This is a genomic window from Anaerolineales bacterium, from assembly GCA_003105035.1.
In the GTDB taxonomy this organism is placed as follows: Bacteria; Chloroflexota; Anaerolineae; order Anaerolineales; family UBA4823; genus FEB-25.
The window spans coordinates 177,289-200,950 of record PQAL01000033.1; the positions used below are offsets into that span (position 1 = coordinate 177,289).

At 52.8% G+C, this 23,662-nt stretch carries 20 protein-coding genes and 1 tRNA gene; 13 read left to right on the forward strand and 8 right to left on the reverse strand.

Annotation, left to right across the window (positions count from 1 at the left end):
• Positions 1-3: 3 nt before the first annotated feature.
• The 5 genes from C3F13_13860 to C3F13_13880 all read right to left on the reverse strand — a co-directional run bounded on the left by C3F13_13860 (position 4) and on the right by C3F13_13880 (position 5,671).
• A complete protein-coding gene (locus C3F13_13860; protein PWB51517.1) occupies positions 4-975 on the reverse strand; it encodes a hypothetical protein in 972 nt (323 codons plus the stop codon).
• Positions 972-1,961 carry a peptide ABC transporter ATP-binding protein gene (locus tag C3F13_13865; GenBank protein ID PWB51518.1) on the reverse strand — a complete coding sequence of 330 codons (990 nt, stop codon included), beginning with the start codon at positions 1,959-1,961 and terminating at the stop codon, positions 972-974. Before C3F13_13865 ends, C3F13_13860 begins: the two co-directional genes overlap by 4 nt.
• Positions 1,958-2,851 carry a D-ala-D-ala transporter subunit gene (locus C3F13_13870; GenBank protein PWB51519.1) on the reverse strand — a complete coding sequence of 298 codons (894 nt, stop codon included), beginning with the start codon at positions 2,849-2,851 and terminating at the stop codon, positions 1,958-1,960. The genes C3F13_13865 and C3F13_13870 overlap by 4 nt, the downstream gene beginning before the upstream one ends.
• A gap of 1 nt (position 2,852) precedes the next feature.
• Positions 2,853-3,875, reverse strand: a complete 1,023-nt coding sequence (locus C3F13_13875) for a peptide ABC transporter permease (GenBank protein PWB51520.1) — start codon at positions 3,873-3,875, stop codon at positions 2,853-2,855.
• Positions 3,876-3,970: 95 nt separating this feature from the next.
• A complete protein-coding gene (locus C3F13_13880; GenBank protein PWB51521.1) occupies positions 3,971-5,671 on the reverse strand; it encodes an ABC transporter substrate-binding protein in 1,701 nt (566 codons plus the stop codon).
• A gap of 74 nt (positions 5,672-5,745) precedes the next feature.
• On the opposite strand from C3F13_13880, the gene C3F13_13885 reads away from it, so the two are divergent.
• Positions 5,746-8,979, forward strand: coding sequence for a hypothetical protein (locus tag C3F13_13885; protein PWB51522.1), 3,234 nt, complete (start codon positions 5,746-5,748; stop codon positions 8,977-8,979).
• Positions 8,980-9,115: 136 nt separating this feature from the next.
• On the opposite strand, the gene C3F13_13890 is transcribed toward C3F13_13885, so the two are convergent.
• Entirely contained in the window at positions 9,116-10,783 is a 1,668-nt protein-coding gene (locus tag C3F13_13890; protein PWB51523.1) for a hypothetical protein, read from the reverse strand.
• A gap of 281 nt (positions 10,784-11,064) precedes the next feature.
• On the opposite strand from C3F13_13890, the gene C3F13_13895 reads away from it, so the two are divergent.
• The 8 genes from C3F13_13895 to C3F13_13930 all read left to right on the forward strand — a co-directional run bounded on the left by C3F13_13895 (position 11,065) and on the right by C3F13_13930 (position 17,902).
• Positions 11,065-11,718: a hypothetical protein gene (locus C3F13_13895; GenBank protein PWB51524.1), complete on the forward strand. Its 654-nt coding sequence runs from the start codon at positions 11,065-11,067 to the stop codon at positions 11,716-11,718.
• Positions 11,705-12,940: a glucosyl transferase gene (locus C3F13_13900; protein ID PWB51525.1), complete on the forward strand. Its 1,236-nt coding sequence runs from the start codon at positions 11,705-11,707 to the stop codon at positions 12,938-12,940. The genes C3F13_13895 and C3F13_13900 overlap by 14 nt, the downstream gene beginning before the upstream one ends.
• A 138-nt stretch (positions 12,941-13,078) precedes the next feature.
• Positions 13,079-13,441 (forward strand): VOC family protein, encoded by a 363-nt coding sequence (locus C3F13_13905; protein ID PWB51526.1) that lies wholly within the window; start codon positions 13,079-13,081, stop codon positions 13,439-13,441.
• A gap of 90 nt (positions 13,442-13,531) precedes the next feature.
• Positions 13,532-14,950 carry a hypothetical protein gene (locus C3F13_13910; protein ID PWB51527.1) on the forward strand — a complete coding sequence of 473 codons (1,419 nt, stop codon included), beginning with the start codon at positions 13,532-13,534 and terminating at the stop codon, positions 14,948-14,950.
• 9 nt (positions 14,951-14,959) lie between these two features.
• Positions 14,960-15,643, forward strand: a complete 684-nt coding sequence (locus C3F13_13915) for a hypothetical protein (GenBank protein PWB51528.1) — start codon at positions 14,960-14,962, stop codon at positions 15,641-15,643.
• Positions 15,644-15,654: 11 nt separating this feature from the next.
• Positions 15,655-16,374, forward strand: coding sequence for a 2,5-diamino-6-(ribosylamino)-4(3H)-pyrimidinone 5'-phosphate reductase (locus C3F13_13920; protein PWB51529.1), 720 nt, complete (start codon positions 15,655-15,657; stop codon positions 16,372-16,374).
• A gap of 9 nt (positions 16,375-16,383) precedes the next feature.
• On the forward strand, positions 16,384-17,175 hold the full coding sequence (gene ribA / locus C3F13_13925; protein ID PWB51530.1) for a GTP cyclohydrolase II: 792 nt from the start codon (positions 16,384-16,386) through the stop codon (positions 17,173-17,175).
• Between the two features lie 10 nt (positions 17,176-17,185).
• The gene (locus C3F13_13930; GenBank protein ID PWB51531.1) at positions 17,186-17,902 is read left to right on the forward strand and encodes a hypothetical protein; all 717 of its coding nucleotides are present in this window, start codon (positions 17,186-17,188) and stop codon (positions 17,900-17,902) included.
• A 75-nt stretch (positions 17,903-17,977) separates the two neighbouring features.
• Here the strand turns inward: C3F13_13930 and C3F13_13935 are convergent, their stop codons facing one another.
• Entirely contained in the window at positions 17,978-20,404 is a 2,427-nt protein-coding gene (locus C3F13_13935) for a hypothetical protein (protein PWB51532.1), read from the reverse strand.
• Positions 20,405-20,571: 167 nt separating this feature from the next.
• On the opposite strand from C3F13_13935, the gene C3F13_13940 reads away from it, so the two are divergent.
• From C3F13_13940 to C3F13_13955, 4 genes are all read left to right on the forward strand, one after another.
• Positions 20,572-21,171 (forward strand): hypothetical protein, encoded by a 600-nt coding sequence (locus tag C3F13_13940; protein PWB51533.1) that lies wholly within the window; start codon positions 20,572-20,574, stop codon positions 21,169-21,171.
• Between the two features lie 23 nt (positions 21,172-21,194).
• Positions 21,195-21,635 carry a hypothetical protein gene (locus tag C3F13_13945; GenBank protein PWB51534.1) on the forward strand — a complete coding sequence of 147 codons (441 nt, stop codon included), beginning with the start codon at positions 21,195-21,197 and terminating at the stop codon, positions 21,633-21,635.
• A gap of 104 nt (positions 21,636-21,739) precedes the next feature.
• Positions 21,740-22,300, forward strand: a complete 561-nt coding sequence (locus tag C3F13_13950; protein PWB51535.1) for a GNAT family N-acetyltransferase — start codon at positions 21,740-21,742, stop codon at positions 22,298-22,300.
• A gap of 61 nt (positions 22,301-22,361) precedes the next feature.
• Positions 22,362-22,436 (forward strand) — tRNA-Val (locus C3F13_13955).
• A gap of 353 nt (positions 22,437-22,789) precedes the next feature.
• Here the strand turns inward: C3F13_13955 and C3F13_13960 are convergent.
• On the reverse strand, positions 22,790-23,353 hold the full coding sequence (locus C3F13_13960; protein PWB51536.1) for a hypothetical protein: 564 nt from the start codon (positions 23,351-23,353) through the stop codon (positions 22,790-22,792).
• Positions 23,354-23,662: the final 309 nt, after the last annotated feature.

The window sequence follows — 23,662 nt, forward strand, 5'->3', positions numbered from 1 at the left end:
AAATCACTCCTCATTCACCATATGGCAGGCGACTAACCTATTGGTTTTGACCTGCCTTAAAATCGGTTCATGCTCCCAGCAGATTGATTGGACCAATGGGCAACGCGTATGGAAACGGCATCCTGATGGCGGATTGATCGGGCTGGGGACATTGCCTTCAAGAATAGTAAGCTCGCGGGGATTATCTACATCGGGTAAGGGGATGGCACCAAACAAAGCTTGCGTATACGGGTGAAGCGGTAGTGCAAAAATGTCATCCGCTGGGGCAAGCTCCACCAGCTTTCCCAGATACATCACCCCGATGCGATCACTGATGTGCTGCACGACGTTCAGATCATGCGAGATAAAAACGTACGTCAGGCCGTGTGACTTGCGCAGATCATCCAGCAGGTTGATTATCTGCGCCTGCACGGAGACGTCTAAGGCGGAGGTAGGCTCATCCAGCACGAGCAACCTGGGGTTTAGCGCCATGGCGCGCGCCACCGCCACGCGCTGGCATTGTCCACCCGAAAGCTCGTGGGGGAAGCGGTCAAGATGTTGGCGACCCAGGCCTACCTGTTCAAGCAGCTCAAGCACTCTGCCCCTGATCGCACTCTTCTCCACTTCCTTGTGGGTGACCAGCGGCTCAGCCACCACCTGCTCAATCTTCATGCGCGGGCTGAGTGAAGACAGGGGGTTTTGGAAGACAATCTGCATCTGTTGGCGCATCTGCCGCATCGCTTCACCACTCAGGGTATTCAAATCCTTTCCATCAAACAATACCTGCCCGGACGTGGGCTGGATCAGCCTTAGTATGATGCGCCCCAGGGTCGTCTTGCCGCAGCCCGACTCTCCCACCAGACCGAAAACTTCCCCGTTCTCAACCGCAAGGTCCACGCCATCGACAGCATACACATAACGAATCTTACCGGTGAGCCAGCCGCCTGGCAGGCGAAAATATTTCTTGAGCAGGCGGACTTCCACCAGGGGCGTCATGCGCTTACCGCCTTTGGGTTTTCAGGATCCACCAGGAAGCAAGCACTGTTATGGCCTTCTGTGATTTGGTACAACGGGGGCACTTCCTGTGTGCAGCGTTCGAAGGCATACTGGCAACGCGGGGCAAACGGGCAACCGGGCAGGGCTCCGGGGTTGGAAGGCACCACACCAGGAATGACGGCCATCTTTCTCCCCCGGTCTCCAAGGCGGGGTACTGCTTCCATCAGCCCGCGTGAATAGGGGTGTTGCGGATTTTTGAATACCTGGTGTTTGGTACCAATCTCTACCACCCTTCCAGCATACAGGATCACCAATCGATCGACGGTTTGAGCCACCACCCCCAGGTTATGCGTGATCAGGATGGCTGAAATATCGAACTGCTGTTGGAGCTCTTTCAGCAGCTTGAGTATCTGTGCCTGGATGGTCACATCCAGGGCTGTTGTGGGCTCATCCGCGATAAGCAGCCTCGGCCGGCAGCTGAGGGCCATGGCAATCATCACCCGTTGCTGCTGCCCGCCAGATAGCTGGTGGGGGTAACTTTCAAGAATACGCTGTACGTCGGGTAAGCCAACCGCCTGAAGCATGATCGAAGCATGGGCCTTTGCCCCGCTTTTTGAGAGCGGCGTATGGCGCCGGATGACGCGGATCATCTGGTCGCCAATGGTAAACACAGGGTTAAGCGATGAGCTGGGGTCCTGGAAGATCATGGCTACCTGGCTACCACGCGCCTTCTCCATTTCAGCCTTGGGAAGCGTTAGCAGATCAGTGCCATCCAGCAGGATCTCCCCACGAGTGATGCGTGCTGAACGGGCCAGCAAGCGCAAGATGGTCAGCCCTGTGACGGTTTTACCGCAGCCTGTCTCGCCTACCAAACCAAGTACCTCGCCTTTTTGCACATCGAAACTAATGCCGTTCAAGGCTTTCAAGTCACCCCGCGAGGTCTTGAACTCGAGGTACAGGTCGCGTACTTCCAGCAAGGTGCTCATCGATACTGCCTCGGGTCGAAGATATCACGCAACGTATCGCCCAACAGGTTGAAGGCCAGTACGACGACGAAAATCGCCAGGCCTGGGAAGGTTGAGATCCACCATTGTTCCAGGATGTAGGTACGACCTTCCGAGACCATCAGGCCCCAATCGGGCGAAGGAGGCTGCGTGCCTAAACCCAAAAACGCCAGACCGCCCATTGCCAGGATGACTGTTCCAAGGTCAACCGTGGCCTGGACGAGGATGGCGGAGATTGTGTTGGGTAGGATGTGGCGCAGGATGATGACTGAATCACGCACACCGATCGCTTGGGCTGCTTCCACAAAGTAGCGCTCTTTCAGGCTGATCGTGACGCCACGCACCAGTCGCGTATACCAGGGCCACCATGAAACGATCAGGGCAATAGCGGCGTTTTGCAGACCCCGGCCCAGGGCGGAGGCAATGGCCATGGCCAGCAGGAGGGATGGGAAAGCCAGGAATAGATCGGTGATGCGCATGATCACTTCATCTACCCAGCCGCCTTTGTAACCGGCGATAGCTCCCAAGGGTGCTCCGATCAACACCGCGAACAGCACCACACCGATGGGTACGATCAAGGCAGGGCGCGCCCCCACGATTACACGGCTGAGTACATCCCGGCCGAGTTTGTCACAACCGAATGGGTGCTCTATAGAAGGTGGGCACAGCGAAGTTGGCACATTGGTTTTCCCCGCACCTTGCCCAGGGTAAGGTGCCACCTGGTAGGCAAATATTCCAATCAGGATAAAAACAATGATAACAATGGTGCTGATCAACGAAAGGGGGTCACGCAGGATGACATTCAGCACATGCCTGGAGGTGCGGGTGCTCTGGATTTCGGGCTCAACGGTTATTGCAGGTAAGGATGACATATTATTTCAGAGAAACACGCGGGTCAATCCAGGCCTGGAGCAGATCAACTCCCAGGTTAATGAGCACATACATGGTGGCCCCATACAGGGTGATGCCCATGATGGCGGGGTAATCGATATTCAGCAGGGAATGGACAGTGAATAAGCCCAATCCGGGCCAGTTAAATATAATTTCGACGAAGAAAGTACCGGTTAAGGCATAGGCGAAAGTCAGGCCAATGACGGTGAGCGAAGGACTGATCGCGTTCTTTAATGCGTATAGATATACGATCACTGTCTCCCGGATGCCATAGGCGCGGGCGGTACGGATGTAATCCTGTTCCAGCACTTCGAGCATGGTGGCGCGCGTCATGCGGGCTACAAGGCCTGCTGGATAGGCTGCCAGGGTGAGCGCTGGGAGAATTAGGTGAAAAACCACGTCCTTGAAAGCGATCCAGTTGCGCATCAGCAAAGCATCGATCAGAAGGAAATTCGTGACCGGGTCGATCGGATTGGTGAAGCGTAATTCATTACTGAACCTGCCTGCCAGGGGTAGCAGGTCCAGCCGACGGAAAAATAGTATTTGCAACAAGAGTCCCAGATAAAAAGCAGGCAGAGAAACGCCGATGATGGATACAGTGCGGACAAAAATATCGGTTGGTTTCCCCTGCCAGCGGGCGCTCAGTACACCCATCGGCACGCCGATGAGCACAGCCAGCAGCATGCCGGTAAAAAGCAGTTCCAGGGTAGCGGGCAAGCGGGTTGTCAACTCTGTTAGAACCGGGCGCTTGGTGCTTATTGATGTCCCCATGTCACCATGCAACAGGTCACGCATGTAAATGTAGTACTGCTCTGGTAAAGACTTATCCAACCCTAATTGTGCAGTCACCCGGGCGATATCTTCGGCCCGCGCTTTAGGGCCGATGTACAACACCGCCGGGTTGGAGGGGATGACCCGCGCCAGCGCAAAGGTGATGATCGATACCCCGATCAGCACGAATATTGAAGTGATCAAGCGCCGGATGATGTATTCAAGTCTGCGCATAAGGCTCCCAAATAAGGCGGGCCCGCAATGGATAAATGGTGTGTAAATGGGGTAGGGAGCGGGCTAGTTGATCCCGCTCCCCTTTTCTTGCCAAGTTATTGCGCCGGAGTCAACTGGTAGAACCAGAAGGGCGTGAAGGGATAGTTCAAGTTGTACTCGAAGCCGGCAATGTGATTAGGTATGACGTAGGCAGCCATGGTGTCAAAGAAGAATACACCTGGAGCCTTATCAACCAAGTAGTTCATCGCTGTGATGTAATCCTGCTGGGAGGCAGTAGGATCGGTCACTGTTTCACCAATAGCCTTGTCGAGCGTAGTATTGTATTCCGGGTCGTACCAGTACGACAGATTGAAGGCGGTCACATTCAGGTGAGGGGCTGCCTCAGCGCCATAGAACATTGACCACAGGTTGTCTGAACCGGCATCGGAGTAGGTTGGCCAATAGAGCAGGAGGAACATGTCTTGGGCATTAGCCGGGTCAGCTTTGGCTTGCTCCCATTGCTGGCTGAACAGGATAGGCTCGATGGTGACATCGACACCGATTTGGGCGAAGGAATCCTTGATCAGCGGGGCGAACAGGGTTTCAGCAGGGTTTTCGGAGGCATGCGTTAGACGAATGGAGAAACCACCATCGGGGTAACCTGCCTGGGTCAGCAATTCCTTGGCTTTGTCCAGGTCATACGTGTATTGAGTCACCTGGTCAGACCACGGCCATACGCCCTCAGGGACGGGGCCTCGGCTTTGTGTGCCAAGCCCAGTCACAGCAATATCGATGATGTCCTGGTAGGGAATCGCATAAGAGAGCGCCTGTCGCACAAGTGGGTTATCCAACGGTGGTCGCAAGACGTTGAAGAAGCCAACGTAATTGAAGAATGACTTTTCGCGATACACCTTGTAATCCGGGTTACCATCGAAAGAGGTCAGGTTCTGGGTCGGAATGGTGCCTGCCAGGTCAACTTCACCACCCTCAAGCAGTTGCTGCTGAGTGGTGGCTTCTGGCACGATCTGCACCAGGACGATGTCATAATTGTTTGGCTGCCAGCCGCCCCAATAGTTATCGAATTTCTTAAACACCACTTCCTGATCGGGGGTAAAGGAATCGAGCATATAGGGGCCAGTCCCAGCTTCCTTACCTGTCTCATAGTAGGCTCCATCGGCTGCCACGGCTTCCAGGGCTTTGGGGCTGATGATCCAGGCGCCGTAGAGTGAAGAGGCAATCAGGTCCATTGGTGCAGAATAGGACAGGTTGAAGACTACCGTATAGTCATCGGGTGTTTCGATGGTATCGAGGGGCAGCCAGATAAAGGAGGCACCACCATGATCCTTGGCAGCTTCGATGGACAGTTTGACCGCATTGGCGGTCATCGGCTCACCATCATGGAAGGTGACGCCCTGGCGTAGATGGAAGGTCCATGTCAGGCCATCCGCGCTGGATTCCCAGCTCTCCGCCAGAAGGGGGGTGAAACGTTCAGCAGCGCTTGGAGGGTTGATGCGCAGGAGCTGCTCGTACATGTTTGCCATGTAAGCCGCTTCAGTAGAGAAGGACTTGACCGGATCCCATGTGGTGAAGTTGGCTGTCAGGGCGATGCGCAGCACTGTGGGTGCCTTGGTGGGCTCTGGTTTGGGTACCTCCGTGGGAGGCACTTCCGTCGGGGGCACTTCGGTGGGTTTTACTTCAGCGGTGGGCGGGGTAACCGGTGCCTCAGTTGCAGCAGGGGTAGCCGTCTGCCCGCCACAAGCGGTCATCAAAAGCACAACCGCCAGCAAAATGAAAATGACCAAACGATTAGGTTTCATGACGATTCTCCTCTCTTTTATTTGAGATACTGTTAGAATACTATCATATCCGGTTTGCAAAATCTTTGCAATTTATGAAGCCCTCCACGTTGCTTTCAACTAAATTTCTGCTGCCACGGCCAGGACGGGGCTATTTACCCAGGCCGCATCTCATCCAATGGCTTAATAATCATCTGGATAGGCGCATGGTATTGATATCTGCCCCTGCAGGTTATGGAAAGTCCAGCTTATTGGCTGAGTTCCTGACGAGCATTGATCTGCCTGCAGCCTGGTACCAGCTTGATCCCACTGATTCTGACCCATATATCTTTATGACCTATTTGATTGAGGCCATGCGGCGGATGCGGATGACCCACCTGCCGCGTGGCGCCATCCTTGGCCAGAATGCCGAGGCGTTGCTTGAAAACCCGCAGTCCATCAGCGAGCCACTGCAGGTGATGACCGTCTTGATCAACGAGTTGAGCGAGCAGTTGAATCAACCCTGCTTGGTTGTGATGGATGATTATCATTACATCACGTCTCTGGTCGTCCACCAGCTGGTGGATTATCTGCTTGAGAATGCACCACCAGTTTTTCACCTGGTGCTTTCAACGCGCATTGACCCACCGCTTTCGCTGGCTCGCCTGCGCGCACGTGGCAACCTGGCAGAGCTGCGCTTGAATGACCTGCGCTTTAGGGAAGATGAGATTAGTGAACTTTTACAAATGGATGTGCCGGGCTTGTCAACAGAAAGCCTCAACATGCTGAATGAAAAAACTGAGGGATGGGCTGCAGCTTTACAAATCGTACGCTCATCCCTGGCTGGCTGTGATTCGGCAGGGGCATCGGAAGTGATTTCGAGCCTGAGTGGTTCGCAAAGGTTCGTTTTTGAATATCTCACCGATGAGGTCTTTCGACGCCAGCCGGAGTCTACCCAGCAGTTTTTGTTGCATACAGCCGTACTGGCTCAGATGGATCAGCCGGCCTGTAATGCACTGACAGGGATGAGTGATGCCCAGGAAATGCTGGAAAAACTGGAGGAACAGAACATCTTCGTCACCAGCCTGGATGTCCACAGGCAATGGTATCGTTACCACTATCTGTTCCGTGAATTTTTGCTCAGCAAATTGCGTCGTGAACAGGTTGAGCTATTAAAAAAGCTTGAAGGTGAGGCTGGACGTTACTATGAAGCTCTCTCCGAATGGGACACAGCCTTTCAGCATTATCTCCAGGCAGATGAGCCTGAATCGGCTTCACGCTGTGCGTGTAGTTTTGCTGCAAACTATGTCGAGAGAGGCCGCGTGGAAGCCTTACACCGCTACCTTTCCAGCCTACCACCCGATGTTATCAACCGCTACCCGGAGCTTTTACTTCAGCTTGGGAATGTATACTGGCGCATGGGTAAGTCGGGGTTAGCAGTGGCTGCCTATGAGAAAGCTCAGACTGCGTATCTTTCGGAATCAAATGCCTCGGGGGTCAGCCGGGCGCTCACTTGCCTGGCTGAGGTCGATAGGTCTCAGGGGAATTACCAAAAAGCTGAAGGGTTGGCTTCAGAGGCCTTACATGCTGCACCTGCCAATGACCATGCTTGCAAGGCAGAAGCACTGATCGCTTTGGCTAAAAGCACGGGCTTCCTCACGGGTATGGATCGCGGCCGATCACTGGCTGAGCAGGCAGTCAGTGAATCGCGTCTTGCAATGGGAAGCTTATCCCCTTTGGCTATGGCTGGCTTCCTCCAGTCGCTTGGGCAAATCTGCTGGTGGGCAGGTGACCCGCAGGCTGCGGTGGAGCACGCACGGGAAGCCCTACGCCTAGCACCGGATGAGCTTTCTCCCATGGCCGCCCAGGCGTATATATTGCTGGTCAGCCCCTATCTTTACTGGCGTGATTTCCAAAATGCCCTGCATTATGCTGAGCGGGGCTTGGGCATCGCTCAAACCCTCCACCTGACGGAGCTTCTCCCTGCGGCTTACACCGCTCTGGGTAATGTGCTTACCCGCCTGGGAGAAATGGCGAGGGCAGAATCAGCCCTCAAACAATCCTTGGAGCTGGCCAGCCAGTTGGGCACAGCTTCGTATGAACGGATGCTGGCTACGGGTTATCTGGCACTAAACCTGTGTAGCCAGGGCCGTGTGGATGAAGCCTGGCAGCTTGCTGAAGGTGCCCTGTGGGTTTACAGGGGTCATCCGGACGCGTATGAAGTGTACGTCTGCCGCAGTGTGCTGGCAGATACGGCCCTGGACAAAGGCATGTTAGCAAGGGCAGAGCAGCTCTATCTTGAGCTGGTGGAAGTGGGAGAGCGCAGGCAATTCCGCATCCCTCTTGCCCTGGTGTACCTCGGATTAGCTTACATCCACCTGGTTAGTGGACGCAAGGAGACGGGCATCGAGCACGCTAACCACGCTTTACGCTTGATCGAACCAACCGGGGCATTTCAGTTGTTCATCGACCAGGGAGAACGCTCGCGGGTTGTCTGTAATGCTTTGATGGAAGCTGGCTGCCGTACTCCCTTTATCGAGCGTGTGCTTGAGAATTTACCATCAACACACCGCAGGGGAGTGATCACTTTTAGCGATCATTCTGCCATTATGGTACATTGCCTGGGAAGTTTTCGGGTATACCGGGGAGGTGAGGAGCTCACCCATGAACACTGGGTATCGGCCAAGGCGCGCGACCTTTTGGCTTATTTCGTCACTTATCGCACCGAGCATATTCCTGCAGAGCAAGCTTTTGAAGCCATCTGGTCTGAAAAGCCCGGACGTAGCCTGACGGCTTTCCACACGGCACTGTCACGCTTACGAAGCGCTTTAAAGGGGCGGGACCCTGCACCGCGTTTTATCCTGGTTGAAGCAGGTGAGTATCACCTGGACATCGCCCGTTTTAGCATCGACGTGGAAGAGTTCGCAGCAGCCATGGCTAACGCCCGGGCAGCAACAGAAGATGAAGCCCTCGCTCACTGGCTGGAACAGGCGATCAACCTGTACCAGGGAGAATATTTACAAAACCTTTATTATGATTGGCTTCTCCACGAACGCAGGCGGCTAGCTCAAGAATATCTGGGGATACTCAGGCAGCTGGCGGATTTCCATTTTACCCATGAACGGTACACTCGCTCGTTGGATCTGTTGCATCGCGCCTTGCGCGTGGACAATTTGCTGGAGGAATTGCACTGCCAGGTGATGAGGGTATACTGCGCCCTGGGTGATCGGGCTGGATTGATGCGCCAGTATCAGGATCTGGTTGAGATTTTAGCGGATGAGCTGGGGGTTCAACCTTTACCCACCACTGATAAACTTTATACCCGCTTGCTCTCGGTGCTTGCCGGGTAAATTTCACCAGGCGGGTGAGCAAGTCAGCCAATTTCTACCTGTCTTCCTCGATCCGAAATTCTCATGTTCGGATTACCGAAGGTATTCTGTCGAATTTTTCTCAAGCATTGCGATAATAGATTTTTAGTAGACCGGCTTATGGATGTGTATTTTCAGGCCAGCGACGGTGAATTTTGCCATTTTCGACCCACCATATTTCGTCGGCGAAACGATCGATAAAATAACGGTCATGGACCACAACCAGCACAACCCCGCCGAATTGACTCAGTGCTTGCTCGAACTGCACCCGGCTGGGTATATCCAGGTGATTTATGGGTTCATCCAGCAGCAAGAAGTTACACCCCTCCGCGACCAGTTTAGCCAGTAACAGGCGGGTGCGCTGGCCGTAGCTAAGCAAGGAGATCGGTTTGAGTGGCTCAGGGCCGGTGAATACGAAATAAGCTAAAAAGTTGCGTACCTGGGTCTCGTTCGGGAAGTAATTCAGCAACATTTTCACAGGCGTTTGATCTGGATCCAATCCTGACTGGTCCTGCTGCAGATACCCCAGCTGGACCGTGCTACTCAAGAGCATATTGCCACCCAGGACAGGCATCTCTCCGGAGATACAGCGTAGCAGGGTGGTTTTCCCACAACCATTAGGCCCGGTGAGAGCCACACGCTGTCCGGCATGGATTTCCAGGTTGATCGCTTCAATGAGCGGTCGCGCAGTATTGTAGCCAATACTCACTTCTGCCATGCGCATCACCGAGCGACCCAGGTGATTAGCCTTGTCGAATTCCAGCTTCATTTCCCGGCCGTTGGAGGGTTTATCCACCCTATCATCCGACTCCAGATAGCGATCAAGTTTTTTCTGGCGTGATTTAGCTTTTTTGGCTACCTTCTTGGCAATGCCCTGCTGGTACGACTTATAACCTTTCTGCTTATAGTCACTGCCTCCAATTCGTATTGACGAGGCTTCACGCTCGGTTTTGGCAGCCTGTTCACGTGTACGGAGAATATCCTGGCGCATACGGCGAATTTCCGCCTGCTGGTCATGATAAGCAGTCCATTGGTGCTCAATCTCTAGCTGCCGTTGTTCCACATAAGCTGAATAATTCCCGGCATACTGCTTGATGGTGTGGCTTAAAGGATCCAGCTCAAGGATATGAGTTACCGTATGATCGAGGAATGTCCGGTCATGCGAGATGATCAAGGTTGCACAGGGTGAAATGACCAGCCAGTTTTCCAACCATTCCAGCATACTGATGTCTAGATGGTTGGTAGGTTCATCTAATAATAACAGCTGGGGATCATCGAGCAGCACCAACGCCAGAGAAAGGCGAGTTTGCTGGCCACCGCTCAGCATTCCTACCGTCAAAGCCGGATCGATCTGGTCCAATCCCAGACCTGCCAGGATATGCGTTACCCGTTCCGTATCGTCGACCTGAATTTGCTGCAACAAGGCGTCATACGCAACTTGCAAAGCCTGGTCATCAGGCTGCTTCGCCAGGGCTTCTGCCGTTGTTGCCAGCTGAAGATCTATATCCGCTGGCAAACCACGATGCAGTCGGATCACTTCCTGTACATATAGGCTCGGATCGGGTTCGAGCGCCTGGGGTAGGTAACCGATACGCAGGGATGGGTCGCGGCTTACCGATCCACCGGTGGGCTGCTCCAGCCCCGCCAGGATACGCATCAGGGTGGTTTTACCGCTGCCATTCGGCCCTACCAGGCCAGTGCGTTCACCGCTATTCAGGCTGAAGGATACATTTTCAAATAAGGTTTGGATATCAAAAGATTGCGTTAAACGATGCACGGTAAGCATAATCGCCTCGGTTCTGATCTGAGCAATTCTGTCAACCCCGCTATCCGGGTGGATAAACTGGTGTAGAAACGATCAGTGAGAGCTGCTTACCGCGTCATGTTCTTTGCGTACCTGTCCCTTGTTTTGTAAACGCATATTAATCCACAGCGCATCACATGTCAAGGGCAGTCGCACTACTCGCAATTGTTACCTTGAAGTTGTAACCGATTAATAAAGCTCTCATCGAAATTACAGAGCATCCGGAGCTAGAACTGATATACTCCGCGGAGAAACAGGTGGGTATGGTTCTTATTGATCAGATCAGGCAATTTATGGCTGGGATCGACCTCACGCAACTTGCGTCACTGGGATTGTTCAGCTATCTAATTCTGGCACTACTGGTTGCCATAGAAGGGCCAATTGCCACCCTGCTTGGGGCAGCAGCAGCTTCCCTGGGGTACATGAACCCAGCCCTGGTTTTCTTCGCTGCTGCAGCAGGTAACCTGACGGCTGATACGCTTTGGTATTACCTGGGTTACATCGGCAAGCTTGATTGGGTCAACCGCTTCGGCCAACGCCTGGGGGTAAGCCTTGAAAAGCTGGTTCGCTTGGAAGACATGCTGCGTGAGCATGCGCCCAGGGTACTCTTCGTGTCAAAGCTGACCGTCAGCCCGATGATCCCAGCGTTGATCTCTACCGGATTGATCAGGTACCCCTGGCAGCGCTGGTTCCCGGCAGTCTTCGCCGGTGAAATGATTTGGACCGGCTCTTTGGTGACGATCGGTTACCTTGGAGTTCAAGCCATCAAAAAGGTCGAGTTGGGATTGGAACACGCCATCCTGGCTGGTACGGTAATTTTTATTGGCTTGATCATCTATTTTGGACGGCAATTCCTCAAGAAAGCGGAGAAAGTTCCAGATTCAACCATTAAAGAGGCAGGAGATGGGCATGACTAAACCGATGCGCATCCTGATAGCTACTTCAACCTACGCCCCAGCCAGGAACGGGCAGGCTGTTTTCACTACCAACCTGGCAGAAGGGCTGGTTGCACGTGGGCATCCCGTGCTGGTGGTTGTGGATTCTTCTCACCGAAAAGGTTTACACACCTTCCGAAACGGTGTTGAGGTGGTAGAGCTTCCCTCGATTGGCTTGAACTTATTCGATGCTGGGGTGAACTTCACTCCCTTTCCAGGAAACCAGGTACGTCAATTAATCAACAAGTTTCAGCCAGACATCGTTCATATTCAGGACCATTACCCGGTTTGCAGGGCTGCTCTGCATATCGCCAGGCAATTGGGAATAATAACTGTCGGCAGTAACCATTTCATCCCCGAAAATCTTGCTCCGTATATCCCTGGATATTCCTTAACCAAGCCGCTGATCGATTGGGCTTTATGGCATTGGATGCTAGAAACCTATGGCCACCTGGATGCCATATCTGCTCAATCCTGTGCAGCAGCCGAGATTTTATCCCACCAGGGACTGGCGATGCCCGTCTCTGCCATCTCCTGCGGCCTGGACGTGAGCCGGTACAAGTTTGACCCACTGACAGACCGCCAGGCCTACCAGCAACGCTATGGTCTTGATCACACGAAGACCATCTTCATGTTCCTGGGCAGGATTGATGGTGAGAAACGGATCGAATTGCTCATCAAAACGATGCAGCAGCTGCCGCGGGACGATATCCAGGTGGTGATTGCCGGGAAAGGCAGGGCTGAAGATAAGCTGCATATAATGGCGGCTAATTTACTGGCTAATAAAAAAATTGTGTTTACCGGTTTTATCCCTGATGAAGATCTGCCCGGATTATTGAATAGCGTAGATATATTCGTGATGCCCAGCGAGGCTGAGCTGCTCAGCATTTCCACGCTGGAAGCCATGGCATGTGGGTTGCCGGTGTTGGTGGCCGATGCCCTGGCTTTGCCAGAACTGGTGAGGCAGGGAGAAAATGGGTATTGTTTTAAAGCTGGGGATGTAGATGACCTGGCAGGTTATATGATCCTGATGGCTGACCACCCTGAACGATGGCCAGCGATGGGCCTGGTCAGCCGGAAGATTGCCATGGAGCACAGCCTTGATCACGTCATCAATGAGTTTGAGCAGCTTTACCAGCGGCTTGTCGAGCGCACATCTGTCATACCCAGTAAACAGCCAACTAAAATGCCACTGAAGGCATGAACTTTTCAAATTCACTGGCCAGCTTTGCCCCCCGTCTTTATGTTAATCAAATTATTAGCCACATAGCCTTGACCTTTAATTTGCCAGGCTGTAAAATCAATAATTAAGACATAATATGTCTAATTAAGGAGGATATTTATGACGAACCATACGATCGTACATATTGAGTTAGCAGCAAAAGACCGCAAGGCATTGAGCAAATTTTATGCCGATGTGTTCGGCTGGGAGATCGAGCACATTGATGGTATGAATTACACAACGTTTAAGGCTGGGGATGGCGTGGGTGGAGGTTTCAATCCAGTAACCGATCAGAATCCGGCTGGGACAGTGATCGTTTATATTAATACCGATGATGTCACCGCTTCACTAAATCAGGTGATGAAGGCGGGCGGAACCATCCTGGTTCCTGAGATGGAAATCCCCAACACTGGAAAATTTGGTATATTTCGCGACCCACAGGGGAATATGATAGGATTATTCAAATCCTATCCGATGCCCTAAGGGGATGAAAAGTAAATACAAACTGCATGCATTAAACTGTAATGGAAATGAGTCGGGTTTGTAAAAAATAACCCGACTTTTTTATTTATAATGGGAAGCATGGCGATTTCCAGGCAGCGCATAACTTTTTACTTGAAGCGCATCATCCCATTAATAATCATTTTCCTGGTAGGTAGCAGCCTGGTGTATGACCGTTCACTGGTTGGTGGGCACCAAACGCTGAACAATCTTCCTGAATTAACCTTAGCTGGAGTCCGCGAGCTGCTGGTCGTCGCCCCTCATCCAGACGATGAGTCTCTCGGTCCAGGAGGTCTCATCCAGGCAGCCCTTGCGCAGGGCATTCATGTAGAGGTGGTAGTGGCGACCAACGGTGATGGCGAGGAGATCGCTCCGGCTGCCCTGGGGATGGGGGTCATCCCAAAAACCGCTGATTTTATCGCCATCGGGAAAGCAAGGCAGCAGGAATCCATGGCTGCCCTACAAATAATCGGTGTACCACGCGAGGACATAAATTTCCTGAGTTATCCTGACCGGGGAACCAAGCCAATGTGGATGGCAGATTGGAACACCCAGTGCCCGTATTACTCCAGTTATACCAAGTCAACCTCCAGCCCTTATCCCCTAACATATGACCGCCAGGCAAGCTACTGCGGTAAGGATATCCTACATGACCTGCAGTCAATCATCTCCAGCCAGAAACCAGACCTGATCATCCTCCCCCACCCTGATGATCAACATCCTGATCACCTGGCAATCAGTAACTTTACCCGCATGGCTGCTGCGCTAGAACTCCAATCAAACGCAGCCTACCATCCCAAGTTATTCGGATATCTGGTCCATTATGGATATTACCCTGCCTGGCGAGGGTTTTATCCTGACAAACCCCTGCTACCGCCCCTGCCATTGACTGGAGTGAACTATTCCTGGCAGGTTGCCTTGCTCTCTCAAAAGCAGGAAGCCACGAAAATGACAGCCATATCCAGTTATTCATCCCAGATAAAAATGATGAAAAACTTCCTGGTCAGCTTTGACAGGCTGAATGAGCTGTTCATGCCGGTCTCGTTGCCAGTTTTGTCTGCTCAGGCCACCAGTGGCTTACCGGCACCCTACCTGACCGGAGGCGGCAAGGATTATCTTGAGCCAGGTCGCGAAACCTCACGCCTGCTTGTCGCACCAGGGGCTGATATCATCGGCTGGCAGATTGAGCGACAGGGTGACAAGGTATCCATTACTGTGATCATGAACGGAAAACTAATCGATGGGATTAAATACACGATTTATCTCAAAACTCGCGATGGCCAGACCCAGAAATACCAATTATCTGACCAAAAAGAAGCCCAAGCTTCCGCATCATTTACCATCTCGATTAGCCTGGCAGAATTGAATTACCCCTCATTGGTGTCATTTTCAGCGGAAACACGCCAGGATGTGCTTCTGGATGCTTCTGCATGGGAATTTATCTTGCTTGATTACCCGCCGCTCGCTCAAGCCACACCAGTGCCACAATAATCATCTCCCATGGCAGAAATCAAGATCCGACCCTATCAAGCCTCCGACCAGCAGGCCGTTTACCAGATCGCCGCTGATACTGCGTTCTTTGGCGAGCCAGTGGAGGCATTCATGGATGATCGCCGCTTATTTTGTGACCTTTTCATCAGCTATTATCTAACTGCCAATGCGCAGTACTGCTGGGTGGTTGAGGATGGAGCCCAGATCGTGGGGTACCTGCTGGGTAGTACGGAAAACCCGATTCGCTCCAGGCGATGGCAGCAGCACATCCTTTATCAGGTACTTCCAGGTGTTTTAAAAGGGCATTATCACATCGGCATGCGGACCATCCGATATGCATCTGGTATGCTGGCAAGCTACCTGAGGGGAGAAGAACCACCCGTAGACAAAGCTGCCTACCCAGCCCACCTGCATGTCAACGTACGGGAAAATCAGCGCGGCAAAGGCATCGGAGCAAAGCTCATTACAACCTACCTTTTACAATTGGCTGATCAAGGCCTCCAGGGTGTGTACCTGCACACTACCAACCATAACCAGGCAGCCTGCCACCTGTATGAGAAGCTCGGTTTTCAAGTGCTCAGTCAGCGGCCCAATGGTTACTGGTCTCATTGGTTCGGGTTTCCCGTTGATAACCGCAGCTATGGTATAAAATTGGATCAATTCAAGGCATCAGCAGCCGCAGAAAACAGGTAAAAAGCTTATCCATGTTAATAAAAATCATACGCCCGTATGTTATCCTGAATGTAGCGGTCACTGCAGATGGTAAGACCGATACTTACAAGAGAGAAGCCGCAAGCATATCCTCCACAGAAGACATGCACCGCGTGGATCAGCTACGAGCCAGTGTGGATGCTATCCTGGTCGGAGGCCGGACGTTAATGGAAAACGATCCCAGGCTTACGATCAAGTCTGCCGAGTTGCAGGAGCAACGCATTCGGCAAGGTCTCACTCCAAACCCGACAAAGATCGGAGTCATCACACAGGCTGAGCTGGCACCTGGTTGCCGCTTCCTGATCTTCGGGCCTGCGGAGAAAATGATCTTCACCACCCGCCAGACGAGCCAGGAGCAAATCAACGGGCTTGAAAAGCTGGGTGCCAGCGTGTTTATCATGGGTGACGAGCGAGTGGATTTGATCGAAATGATGCACCAACTGTGGCAGGCGGGTATCCGCCGGGTGCTGGTCGAGGGCGGAGGCACGCTCAACAGCGAGCTCTTACGCCTGCAGCTGGTGGATAAGATCAATATCTATTTGGCGCCCATGATTTTCGGTGGTAAAACGGCACCGACGTTCGTCGACGGCCTGGGTTTCAACAGCGAAGAAGCCGTCAGACTAAAATTATCCGGTATCGAGCAACTTACAGGTGATGGGATCGTACTTCATTACCTTCCCATTTATGAAGAAAGTACATCTTCAACACAATAGGAGATCAGCATGCCATTAAGTCATATGCAAATCAAGGAGATCCTGGAAGAGAACGCCTGCCATGAGTGTGAGGGGTTTGGCAAGGATCATATCTGTGTATCGATCGCCTCCATTGCCGATTTACCGTCACGCTTCGGCGATTTCCAGGTGGTGGCTTTTTACAATAACCGTGACGGCAAGGAACACGCCGCCTTCGTCCACGGGGATATCACCGACCGTGAGAATGTACCGGTACGGATGCACTCAGAATGCCTGACTGGCGATGTGGCAGGTTCATTGCGCTGCGATTGTCGCGACCAGTTTGAAGCAGCCATGCGCATGATCGGGCAGATGGAGAACGGTGTTTTGCTTTACCTGCGCCAGGAAGGCCGCGGTATTGGCTTCACCAACAAGATCCGTGCGTATTCGCTACAGGATGCCGGCTATGATACCGTCCAGGCTAACCTGGCGCTGGGCTTCCGCGATGACGAGCGTGATTATTCCGTGGCAGCCCACATGCTGGAGTCGCTCAAGATCAGGTCAATTCGCTTGATGACCAATAACCCACTCAAGCTGAATGAACTCACCCGCTTCGGAGTGAAGGTCACCGAGCGTATTCCCCTGGTCATTCCTCCCAATCCGTACAACGAATTCTACCTGCGGACCAAAGCCGAAAAATCGGGTCACCTGATGACCTTTCCTAAGGATGTACACTTTATGGAGCAGATCGACCGGCCCGTGATCGAGGGCATGTCGAAAGAGCAGATCAGCGCCTGGCAGGATAGCGACCTTGGCGACCACGTAACTGATAATAAGAATTAATGGGGTGGATATGGCAGCAGACAGCGAACGTGTCGTATTAATCACGGGAGCCACGGGCGGGTTAGGCCGGGTGGTTGCCCAACGTTTTGCGCAGGCAGGTTATCAGCTTGCCCTGGTCGGTAGCCAGGCTGGTAGGCTAGCCGAGCTGGCTGGTGAGCTCACTGTGCCCGTTGAACGGGTGCTGACCTTTGCAGGCGATCTCACCCAACCCGATACAGCCGGCAATCTTCGCCAGGCAGTTTTAGACAAGTTCAACCGCGTGGATATCTTGCTGCACTTTGTGGGCGGATGGATCGGTGGAAAGGGATTCGACCAGGTGACGAGCGATGACCTCGCCACGATGCTTTCCCAGCACGTCTGGACGACATTCTACCTGGCCAAGGCATTCATCCTAGATATGCGCGATCAGGGTTGGGGCAGGCTGATTGTGATCTCGTCGCCCGTTGTGGGAGCTCCCCCAGCCAGGAACCTGCCTTACACACTGGGAAAATCAGGCCAGGAGGCTTTGGTGCTCACGTTGGCTGAAGAGCTGAAATCCAGCGGGGTGACTGCCAACATCCTGCGGGTGCGCACGATCGACACCCAGCAAGAGCGTGATGCCTCGCCATCAGTTAAGAATTCGTTTTGGACGACACCTGAAGAGATCGCATCGGCGATCGAGTACCTGTGCTCCGAAGATGGGGCAGTGGTGAATGGGGCGCGCCTCCCCCTGTATGGCAGCCCGTGAGTCCGAAAACACATCACGTAGATTGGTGTCCATCAGCTGAATGTCTATCCAGGATAAGCTCTTCCGACGAAGATCTCATTGCCCACGGGCATACAGCCGGGAATAGATGCTGAACACCTCGTAAATACCCATCAGGTATTGGCGTGTCTCATCATAGCGGATGATTTCCACAAACAGGTCGGGGTCACCCTTGGCGAGTGCCTGCCAGGCGGCAGCATTTCCCGGGCCACCATTGTACGCTGCCAGGGCAGCATACAGGTCACCACCCAGGTTGTCGCGCTGGTCAGCCAGGTAATCCTGACCCAGTGTCAGGTTTACTTTCGGCCGCAGCAGGTCGGATTGGGTGAAATCTGCCGGCCAACCCAGGCGAGAGACGATGTTTTCACCTGTAGCAGGCATGATCTGCATCAACCCATATGCCCCGGCGCTGGATTGAATGGACGGGTCAAACAGGCTTTCCTGCCTGATGGTGGACCAGACGAACAATGGATCGAAGCTGTAAGCTTGCGCGATCGGAGCCACCAGGTCGGGGTAATAGGCACCGAAGCGTATATGGCTGAATAACACGGGGGCAGTTAGCGTGCCGGCGTCATCCAAGCCTGCCAGGTCCAGCACCTGCCTGGCCGCGAGGATAGCCTGGCGGTACATCCCCAAATCGGATAGATACACAGCCAAACGGTAGGAGGTGAGGGGATTCCCGACAGCTTCATCGCGCAAGTTGTTAAACTCAGCTTCAGCGTGGTCGTACAGGCCCAACCGCCAGAATTCCTGCCCGCGAATGAAGCGCGGGTCGCTGGCCAGTGGACCGGGGACCGAAAAATCGGCGCTGGCAGGAAATTGAAAGGTGTTCTGCATCCACTGCTCCGCCTGGCGGAGCTCAGATTCACGGTCAAGTCCAAGGTCAATAGTAGCAGGGGGAGTGAATGGGAGGCGATCGTTCGCCAGGTCGCGAGCACGTTCGGAATAGTAGCCGGTGGGGTCGATGGAAGCGGCCTGCTGCCAGGTGCTCTTCGCAGTGTCGCTATCACCCTGGGCCGCCTGGGTTTTTCCAAGCCAGAAGTATGCTCCCGCTCGTTGGGCAGGGCTGGTAGCCAGCGTTTGCGCCTGCCAGAAAATCGTTTGAGCTGAAGGATAATCTCCGAGGCGGTAATAACACATGCCTGCCAGGAATGCGGCTCGATAAACGTAGTCGGAATTGGGGTATTCGGTGGCGATGCGTTGCCAGATCTGGGCTGCATCTGCCAGGCGGTCATCCCGTTCGGCTACCCGTCCGGCATCGAATAAAAATTCGGCCGCACGTGGGTGGGATGGCGCGGCTGCGACAACATCGAGCAAGGTTTTCTCTGCTGCAGCATAATCCTCCTGGTATGCCCACTGGGTGTAGGCTTTATCCTCCCAGGCAGAATCCCATACCGGGCTGGTTGCATCGCCCTGGATGACTGCATCCCAGCTGGATAGGGCGCCTTCCAGGTCCTCCTGGTCGCGCAGGATCAAGCCCTGGTAATATTGGGCAGTCGAAGAATCCGAGGGATTGAGGGCAATATATCGGTCAAACGCGGAGAGCGCGACGCCGTACTGCCCGGCATTGAAATCCACGATACCGCGTTGGAGCTCACTGACCGGGTAACCCGAATTAACCAGCTCTACCAATGCAAGGTAGGCGTAATACGTCTGGGGGTAATTGATGACGGCATCCACGTAAGCTGTCGTCGCCTGGTCAGTCTGACCTTGCGCGGTATACATTTGACCACGGGCATAATCGATCTGGGCTTTGATATCCTGAGAGGTGGTGCGATTGAAAACATCATCATAAACCACACCTGCGGTGGCATAGTCTCCCAAGATTGAATATGTCTGGGCCAGCTTAAGCTCAAGGTCAAAATTTGTGGCTAGCCTTGGAGATTGGGTAGCTGAGATGTATGCAGCCAGTGCGGAGCTGTAATCGCCCCCGGCGGTGTAGGCATCTCCGCGCCGCTCATTCATGAATGCATCCAGGATGCCGGGACGGATGGCAAGATAACTTGCAAAGGCTTCAGCGGCTTCTGAAAAGCGGTCAAGCTGTATGAAGGTTTCACCCAGGTAATACCAGGCATCAGCAGCCTGAGAGTAGCCCGGGTAGTTGTCAGTCACCTGCCGGAATGCACTCAGCGCATTGGGAAAGTCATTCCTCAAAAGGTATATTCGCCCCTGACCGAGCATTCCGGCTGCCTGGATGGCCGGGTCAGCCGTAGTGGCTAAGGCGCTGGTATATTCTGCTAAGGCGGTGTCGTAATCACCATTGAATAAAGCCTGGTCCGCACTGGCAACATATGCTTCCGGGACTGGGGTGGGCGTAAAAGTCGGGTTGGGGGAGGCAGTTGGGACGCTTGTGGGTTGCAAGGTCGCTGAGGACAGCACCACTGGTGCTGAGGAGCTGGGAACGCCAGTTGGGTTCTTGATAGCTACCGAACAAGCCTGAGTCGCGATCATAATCACCGATAATAAAATTTGGAACTTCTTCATGCAAGCGACTATACCCGGGAGAGGGAGTGGTGTCAAGGAGCGAGGATGCTTACGTATATCCCGACAGAATCAGCCCACAGTAGTGTGAGATCTGGATGGATGTTTACAGGAGTTAACTCGTCTTGTATAATGACAGACCGACGCATCATTTTGCAGGAGCCATATATATGAAAGCCAGGATTCTTGACCCGCAGGTAAAAGCATACAGCAGCATGGATGAGAAAGCGTTATCCATCGCATACCTGAAAGAAGGTGATGAGATTAATTTTGGCTCACCGAAGAAAAAAGCCGGCAAGCTGTGGGTGCCGATTGTTTTATCCAGTGGGCAGCAGGCGTATATCTCCGGGGATACGCGCCTCTTTGTCATCCGTGAAGCTGCCTTGATGCAGGCGAAGGTGGATGTTTTCACGGAACCATCTGCTGAGTCGACCATCAAATATCAGCTCAGCCGCAATGCTAAATTTTCCATTCAGCGGGTGATCAAAGGTGGAAGCCAGGATTGGGTGCGCATCAAGGATACCAACGGGAATGAAGGTTACGTCTTTGGCGATACGCGCATCCGGCTGTTCCAACAGAAAACCAAGGCGATGGGTAAGAAGAATATCTTGACGGGTGTTATGTGGCTGTTGATTGGGGTGGTGATCAGTTTTTCCAAAATTACCGTAACGAGCGGGGGTAGTTTTACCGTGCTTGGCTATGGGGCGCTCCTATTCGGCGCAGTGATGCTGATCTACGGCCTGGTGCAGTTCTTTACTTCAACAACTTAATAAAGGGCAGTGGGGTAATCGCAATGATGTCAGGAGATCGTGACATATTCGAACCCACACTGACGAGGTGCGGATACCGCTGTGATCTATGCCTGGCATACAGGCGAAATGTCGAAATACATCCGTTCAACCAGCAATTACTAAGCGATGGATGGTACCAGTACTTCGGTTTCAGGATCGAGCCGGAAAAGATCATCTGCGATGGCTGTATGGCGAATGGCCCAATCTTAATCGATCGAACATGCCCAGTGCGTCCGTGTGTCATCGCCAGAGGCATTGAGAATTGTTCGGCATGTGCGAATTTCGCCTGCGAAAAGCTGCAGGAGCGGATTGTCGAGTATGATGAGGTATACACCAGAATCGGTGGCAAGATCCCGGATGACGATTACCTCAATTTCATTCAGCCCTATGAAAATCGGCGCAGGTTGGAGCATTATCTGAAAACCGGAGAAGTCATCCGATGAGGTGAGCATCTCCCATAGATTGGGCGATGTGGATGCATACCATATTTGAATCGATGGACTCTCACGAATATTTTATAGGTTCATCCTAGACATACTGGCAGGCAATGATGGAGCTGATCACACCCCGACTATTGATAAGAGAATTCACGGAGTTAGATTTTCCTGCCTTGCGTGAGATCGACTCCCAACCCGAAATGCATACCTACGAGAGGGAGCTGCCTGATGAGCAAGCTACACGGCTGTCTTTGCAAGAATTCATCCGGGAGCAACAAGAGCTGCCCCGCACCTGCTGCCGTCTGGCGATCACCATTCCACCCGAGGATACTGTCAGGGGCATCATCAAGCTCTCCAGGCAGTGGGCAACCATCCGCGAATGGGAAGTAGGTTGGGCAGTCCACCCGGATGATTGGGGGAAAGGAATTGCAACCGAAGCAGCCTGGAATCTGATTGACTGGGGATTCAGGGAGTTGCAGATCCACCGCATCGTTGCATTCTGCCATGTGGAAAATAATGCATCGATAAGGGTGATGGAGAAGCTAGGCATGCACCGTGACGGCCGGCTGCGGGAGACGCGTTGGTTGGATGGGAAGTGGAACGATGAGCTCCTGTATGCCATCCTGGATAGGGAGTGGGAAGCGGAACAGAAACCCCGCCAGGCTGGTTGATGCGTGAATTTCTCCTTGATTCATGACCAGCAAGCGATTATAATGTGGGCCTATTCAGTTCGGGCGCGTAGCTCAGTTGGTCAGAGCGCACGGTTCACATCCGTGAGGTTCGGAGGTTCGAGCCCTCTCGCGCCCACAGAAAAACGATCATATCCGTGTCCCCACAGGGGGGATGATCAGGTTTCGGAGGTTCGAGCCCTCTCGCGCCCACAAGCAATCTTTGAATGCAATATCAGCTACCAGGTAATAAGCCAAGGACTGCCAGATGCTTAATCGGCAGTCCTAAATATTTAAAGGCTTAGAGTGATAAAGTTCATCAAAGAACTGTCCAGAATGGTGAAGCAGCTCTTTTTAATCAATGTGTAAGGGCGTACTCCGCACGCAGCAAGATTATGTTTACAATTAGGAGGAGTCAATCTGCCCTTGCAAATCCCTTTTCGGTGTTCAAGTATAGGCTTCAGGCAGCCTTAATCACCTTTCCGATAACATCTAATTCTTATTATGTCTCAGCGCTTCCAGGGCCCGTTCTGCTGCCCAAGGAACCGTCACCATCGGTTCAAGGTCTTCCAGCGCCTGGTAGACTCTTTCCTCGGTGGAAGTCAAATTGCCACTATCCTTAAGCACATGCAGGATATGGTGAGCGCTCTGTCGCAACCAGGTTGAATCGGCATCTCGCATCAGTGCTTCCAGGAGGGCAGGGATTGCTTGACGTCGAAAACCCAGCAACGCATTAGAAGCCGCCCAACGTACACCTGCATGCTCGTTCTTTAGCTGTTCAACGAGGGCGGGTATGGTATTGGTGTTCTGGATTCCCTCGAAAACCTTGATGATTTCCCAGCGCAGCTGGGTATCAGCAGTGGTTAATGTGTTTAGAAGCTCAGGGATTGCGAATGCTCCGATACAAGTCAGGATCTCGCGGGCTTGTAAACGATCAGAGTCGTTCGGGACTCTCAGCTGGGTAATCAAAGTGCCGACATTTGCTCGGGGTAGTTCTTCCATGCAATCGGCAGTGCGGTTTATCCTACTGACAATTGAATTATTCATAGTAACCATTTCCTCACGGAGAACTTTTCAATATTATTCTCCGATATTTATGATGATTAATATACTAATTTAGATACATATTATCCTATATATTAATACAGTATAGGTCGATTGTCAACTTATGCCCGTATTAAGCCTGCTACGGTGAAGCAGCAACGCAGGAATAGGGTCAATTAATCTTTATTCAGTTTTATCGGGCAGCAGCCCTCGTGAAGATATTATTGATGAAACAAGACCAGCTAAAGCGCATCAGGCGATTGAACGCCTCGAGCGGCAACGAAGCGGTGAATCCTTGTCCGGGCTCCTTGTATTCTTCTA

Bases quoted from the DNA above. Each gene is read 5' to 3' on its own strand.
- C3F13_13860 (PWB51517.1), bottom strand. From the start codon at position 975: ATGACGCCCCTGGTGGAAGTCCGCCTGCTCAAGAAATATTTTCGCCTG.
- C3F13_13865 (PWB51518.1), bottom strand. From the start codon at position 1,961: ATGAGCACCTTGCTGGAAGTACGCGACCTGTACCTCGAGTTCAAGACC.
- C3F13_13870 (PWB51519.1), bottom strand. From the start codon at position 2,851: ATGTCATCCTTACCTGCAATAACCGTTGAGCCCGAAATCCAGAGCACC.
- C3F13_13875 (PWB51520.1), bottom strand. From the start codon at position 3,875: ATGCGCAGACTTGAATACATCATCCGGCGCTTGATCACTTCAATATTC.
- C3F13_13880 (PWB51521.1), bottom strand. From the start codon at position 5,671: ATGAAACCTAATCGTTTGGTCATTTTCATTTTGCTGGCGGTTGTGCTT.
- C3F13_13885 (PWB51522.1), top strand. From the start codon at position 5,746: ATGAAGCCCTCCACGTTGCTTTCAACTAAATTTCTGCTGCCACGGCCA.
- C3F13_13890 (PWB51523.1), bottom strand. From the start codon at position 10,783: ATGCTTACCGTGCATCGTTTAACGCAATCTTTTGATATCCAAACCTTA.
- C3F13_13895 (PWB51524.1), top strand. From the start codon at position 11,065: ATGGTTCTTATTGATCAGATCAGGCAATTTATGGCTGGGATCGACCTC.
- C3F13_13900 (PWB51525.1), top strand. From the start codon at position 11,705: ATGGGCATGACTAAACCGATGCGCATCCTGATAGCTACTTCAACCTAC.
- C3F13_13905 (PWB51526.1), top strand. From the start codon at position 13,079: ATGACGAACCATACGATCGTACATATTGAGTTAGCAGCAAAAGACCGC.
- C3F13_13910 (PWB51527.1), top strand. From the start codon at position 13,532: ATGGGAAGCATGGCGATTTCCAGGCAGCGCATAACTTTTTACTTGAAG.
- C3F13_13915 (PWB51528.1), top strand. From the start codon at position 14,960: ATGGCAGAAATCAAGATCCGACCCTATCAAGCCTCCGACCAGCAGGCC.
- C3F13_13920 (PWB51529.1), top strand. From the start codon at position 15,655: ATGTTAATAAAAATCATACGCCCGTATGTTATCCTGAATGTAGCGGTC.
- ribA (PWB51530.1), top strand. From the start codon at position 16,384: ATGCCATTAAGTCATATGCAAATCAAGGAGATCCTGGAAGAGAACGCC.
- C3F13_13930 (PWB51531.1), top strand. From the start codon at position 17,186: ATGGCAGCAGACAGCGAACGTGTCGTATTAATCACGGGAGCCACGGGC.
- C3F13_13935 (PWB51532.1), bottom strand. From the start codon at position 20,404: ATGAAGAAGTTCCAAATTTTATTATCGGTGATTATGATCGCGACTCAG.
- C3F13_13940 (PWB51533.1), top strand. From the start codon at position 20,572: ATGAAAGCCAGGATTCTTGACCCGCAGGTAAAAGCATACAGCAGCATG.
- C3F13_13945 (PWB51534.1), top strand. From the start codon at position 21,195: ATGATGTCAGGAGATCGTGACATATTCGAACCCACACTGACGAGGTGC.
- C3F13_13950 (PWB51535.1), top strand. From the start codon at position 21,740: ATGATGGAGCTGATCACACCCCGACTATTGATAAGAGAATTCACGGAG.
- C3F13_13960 (PWB51536.1), bottom strand. From the start codon at position 23,353: ATGGTTACTATGAATAATTCAATTGTCAGTAGGATAAACCGCACTGCC.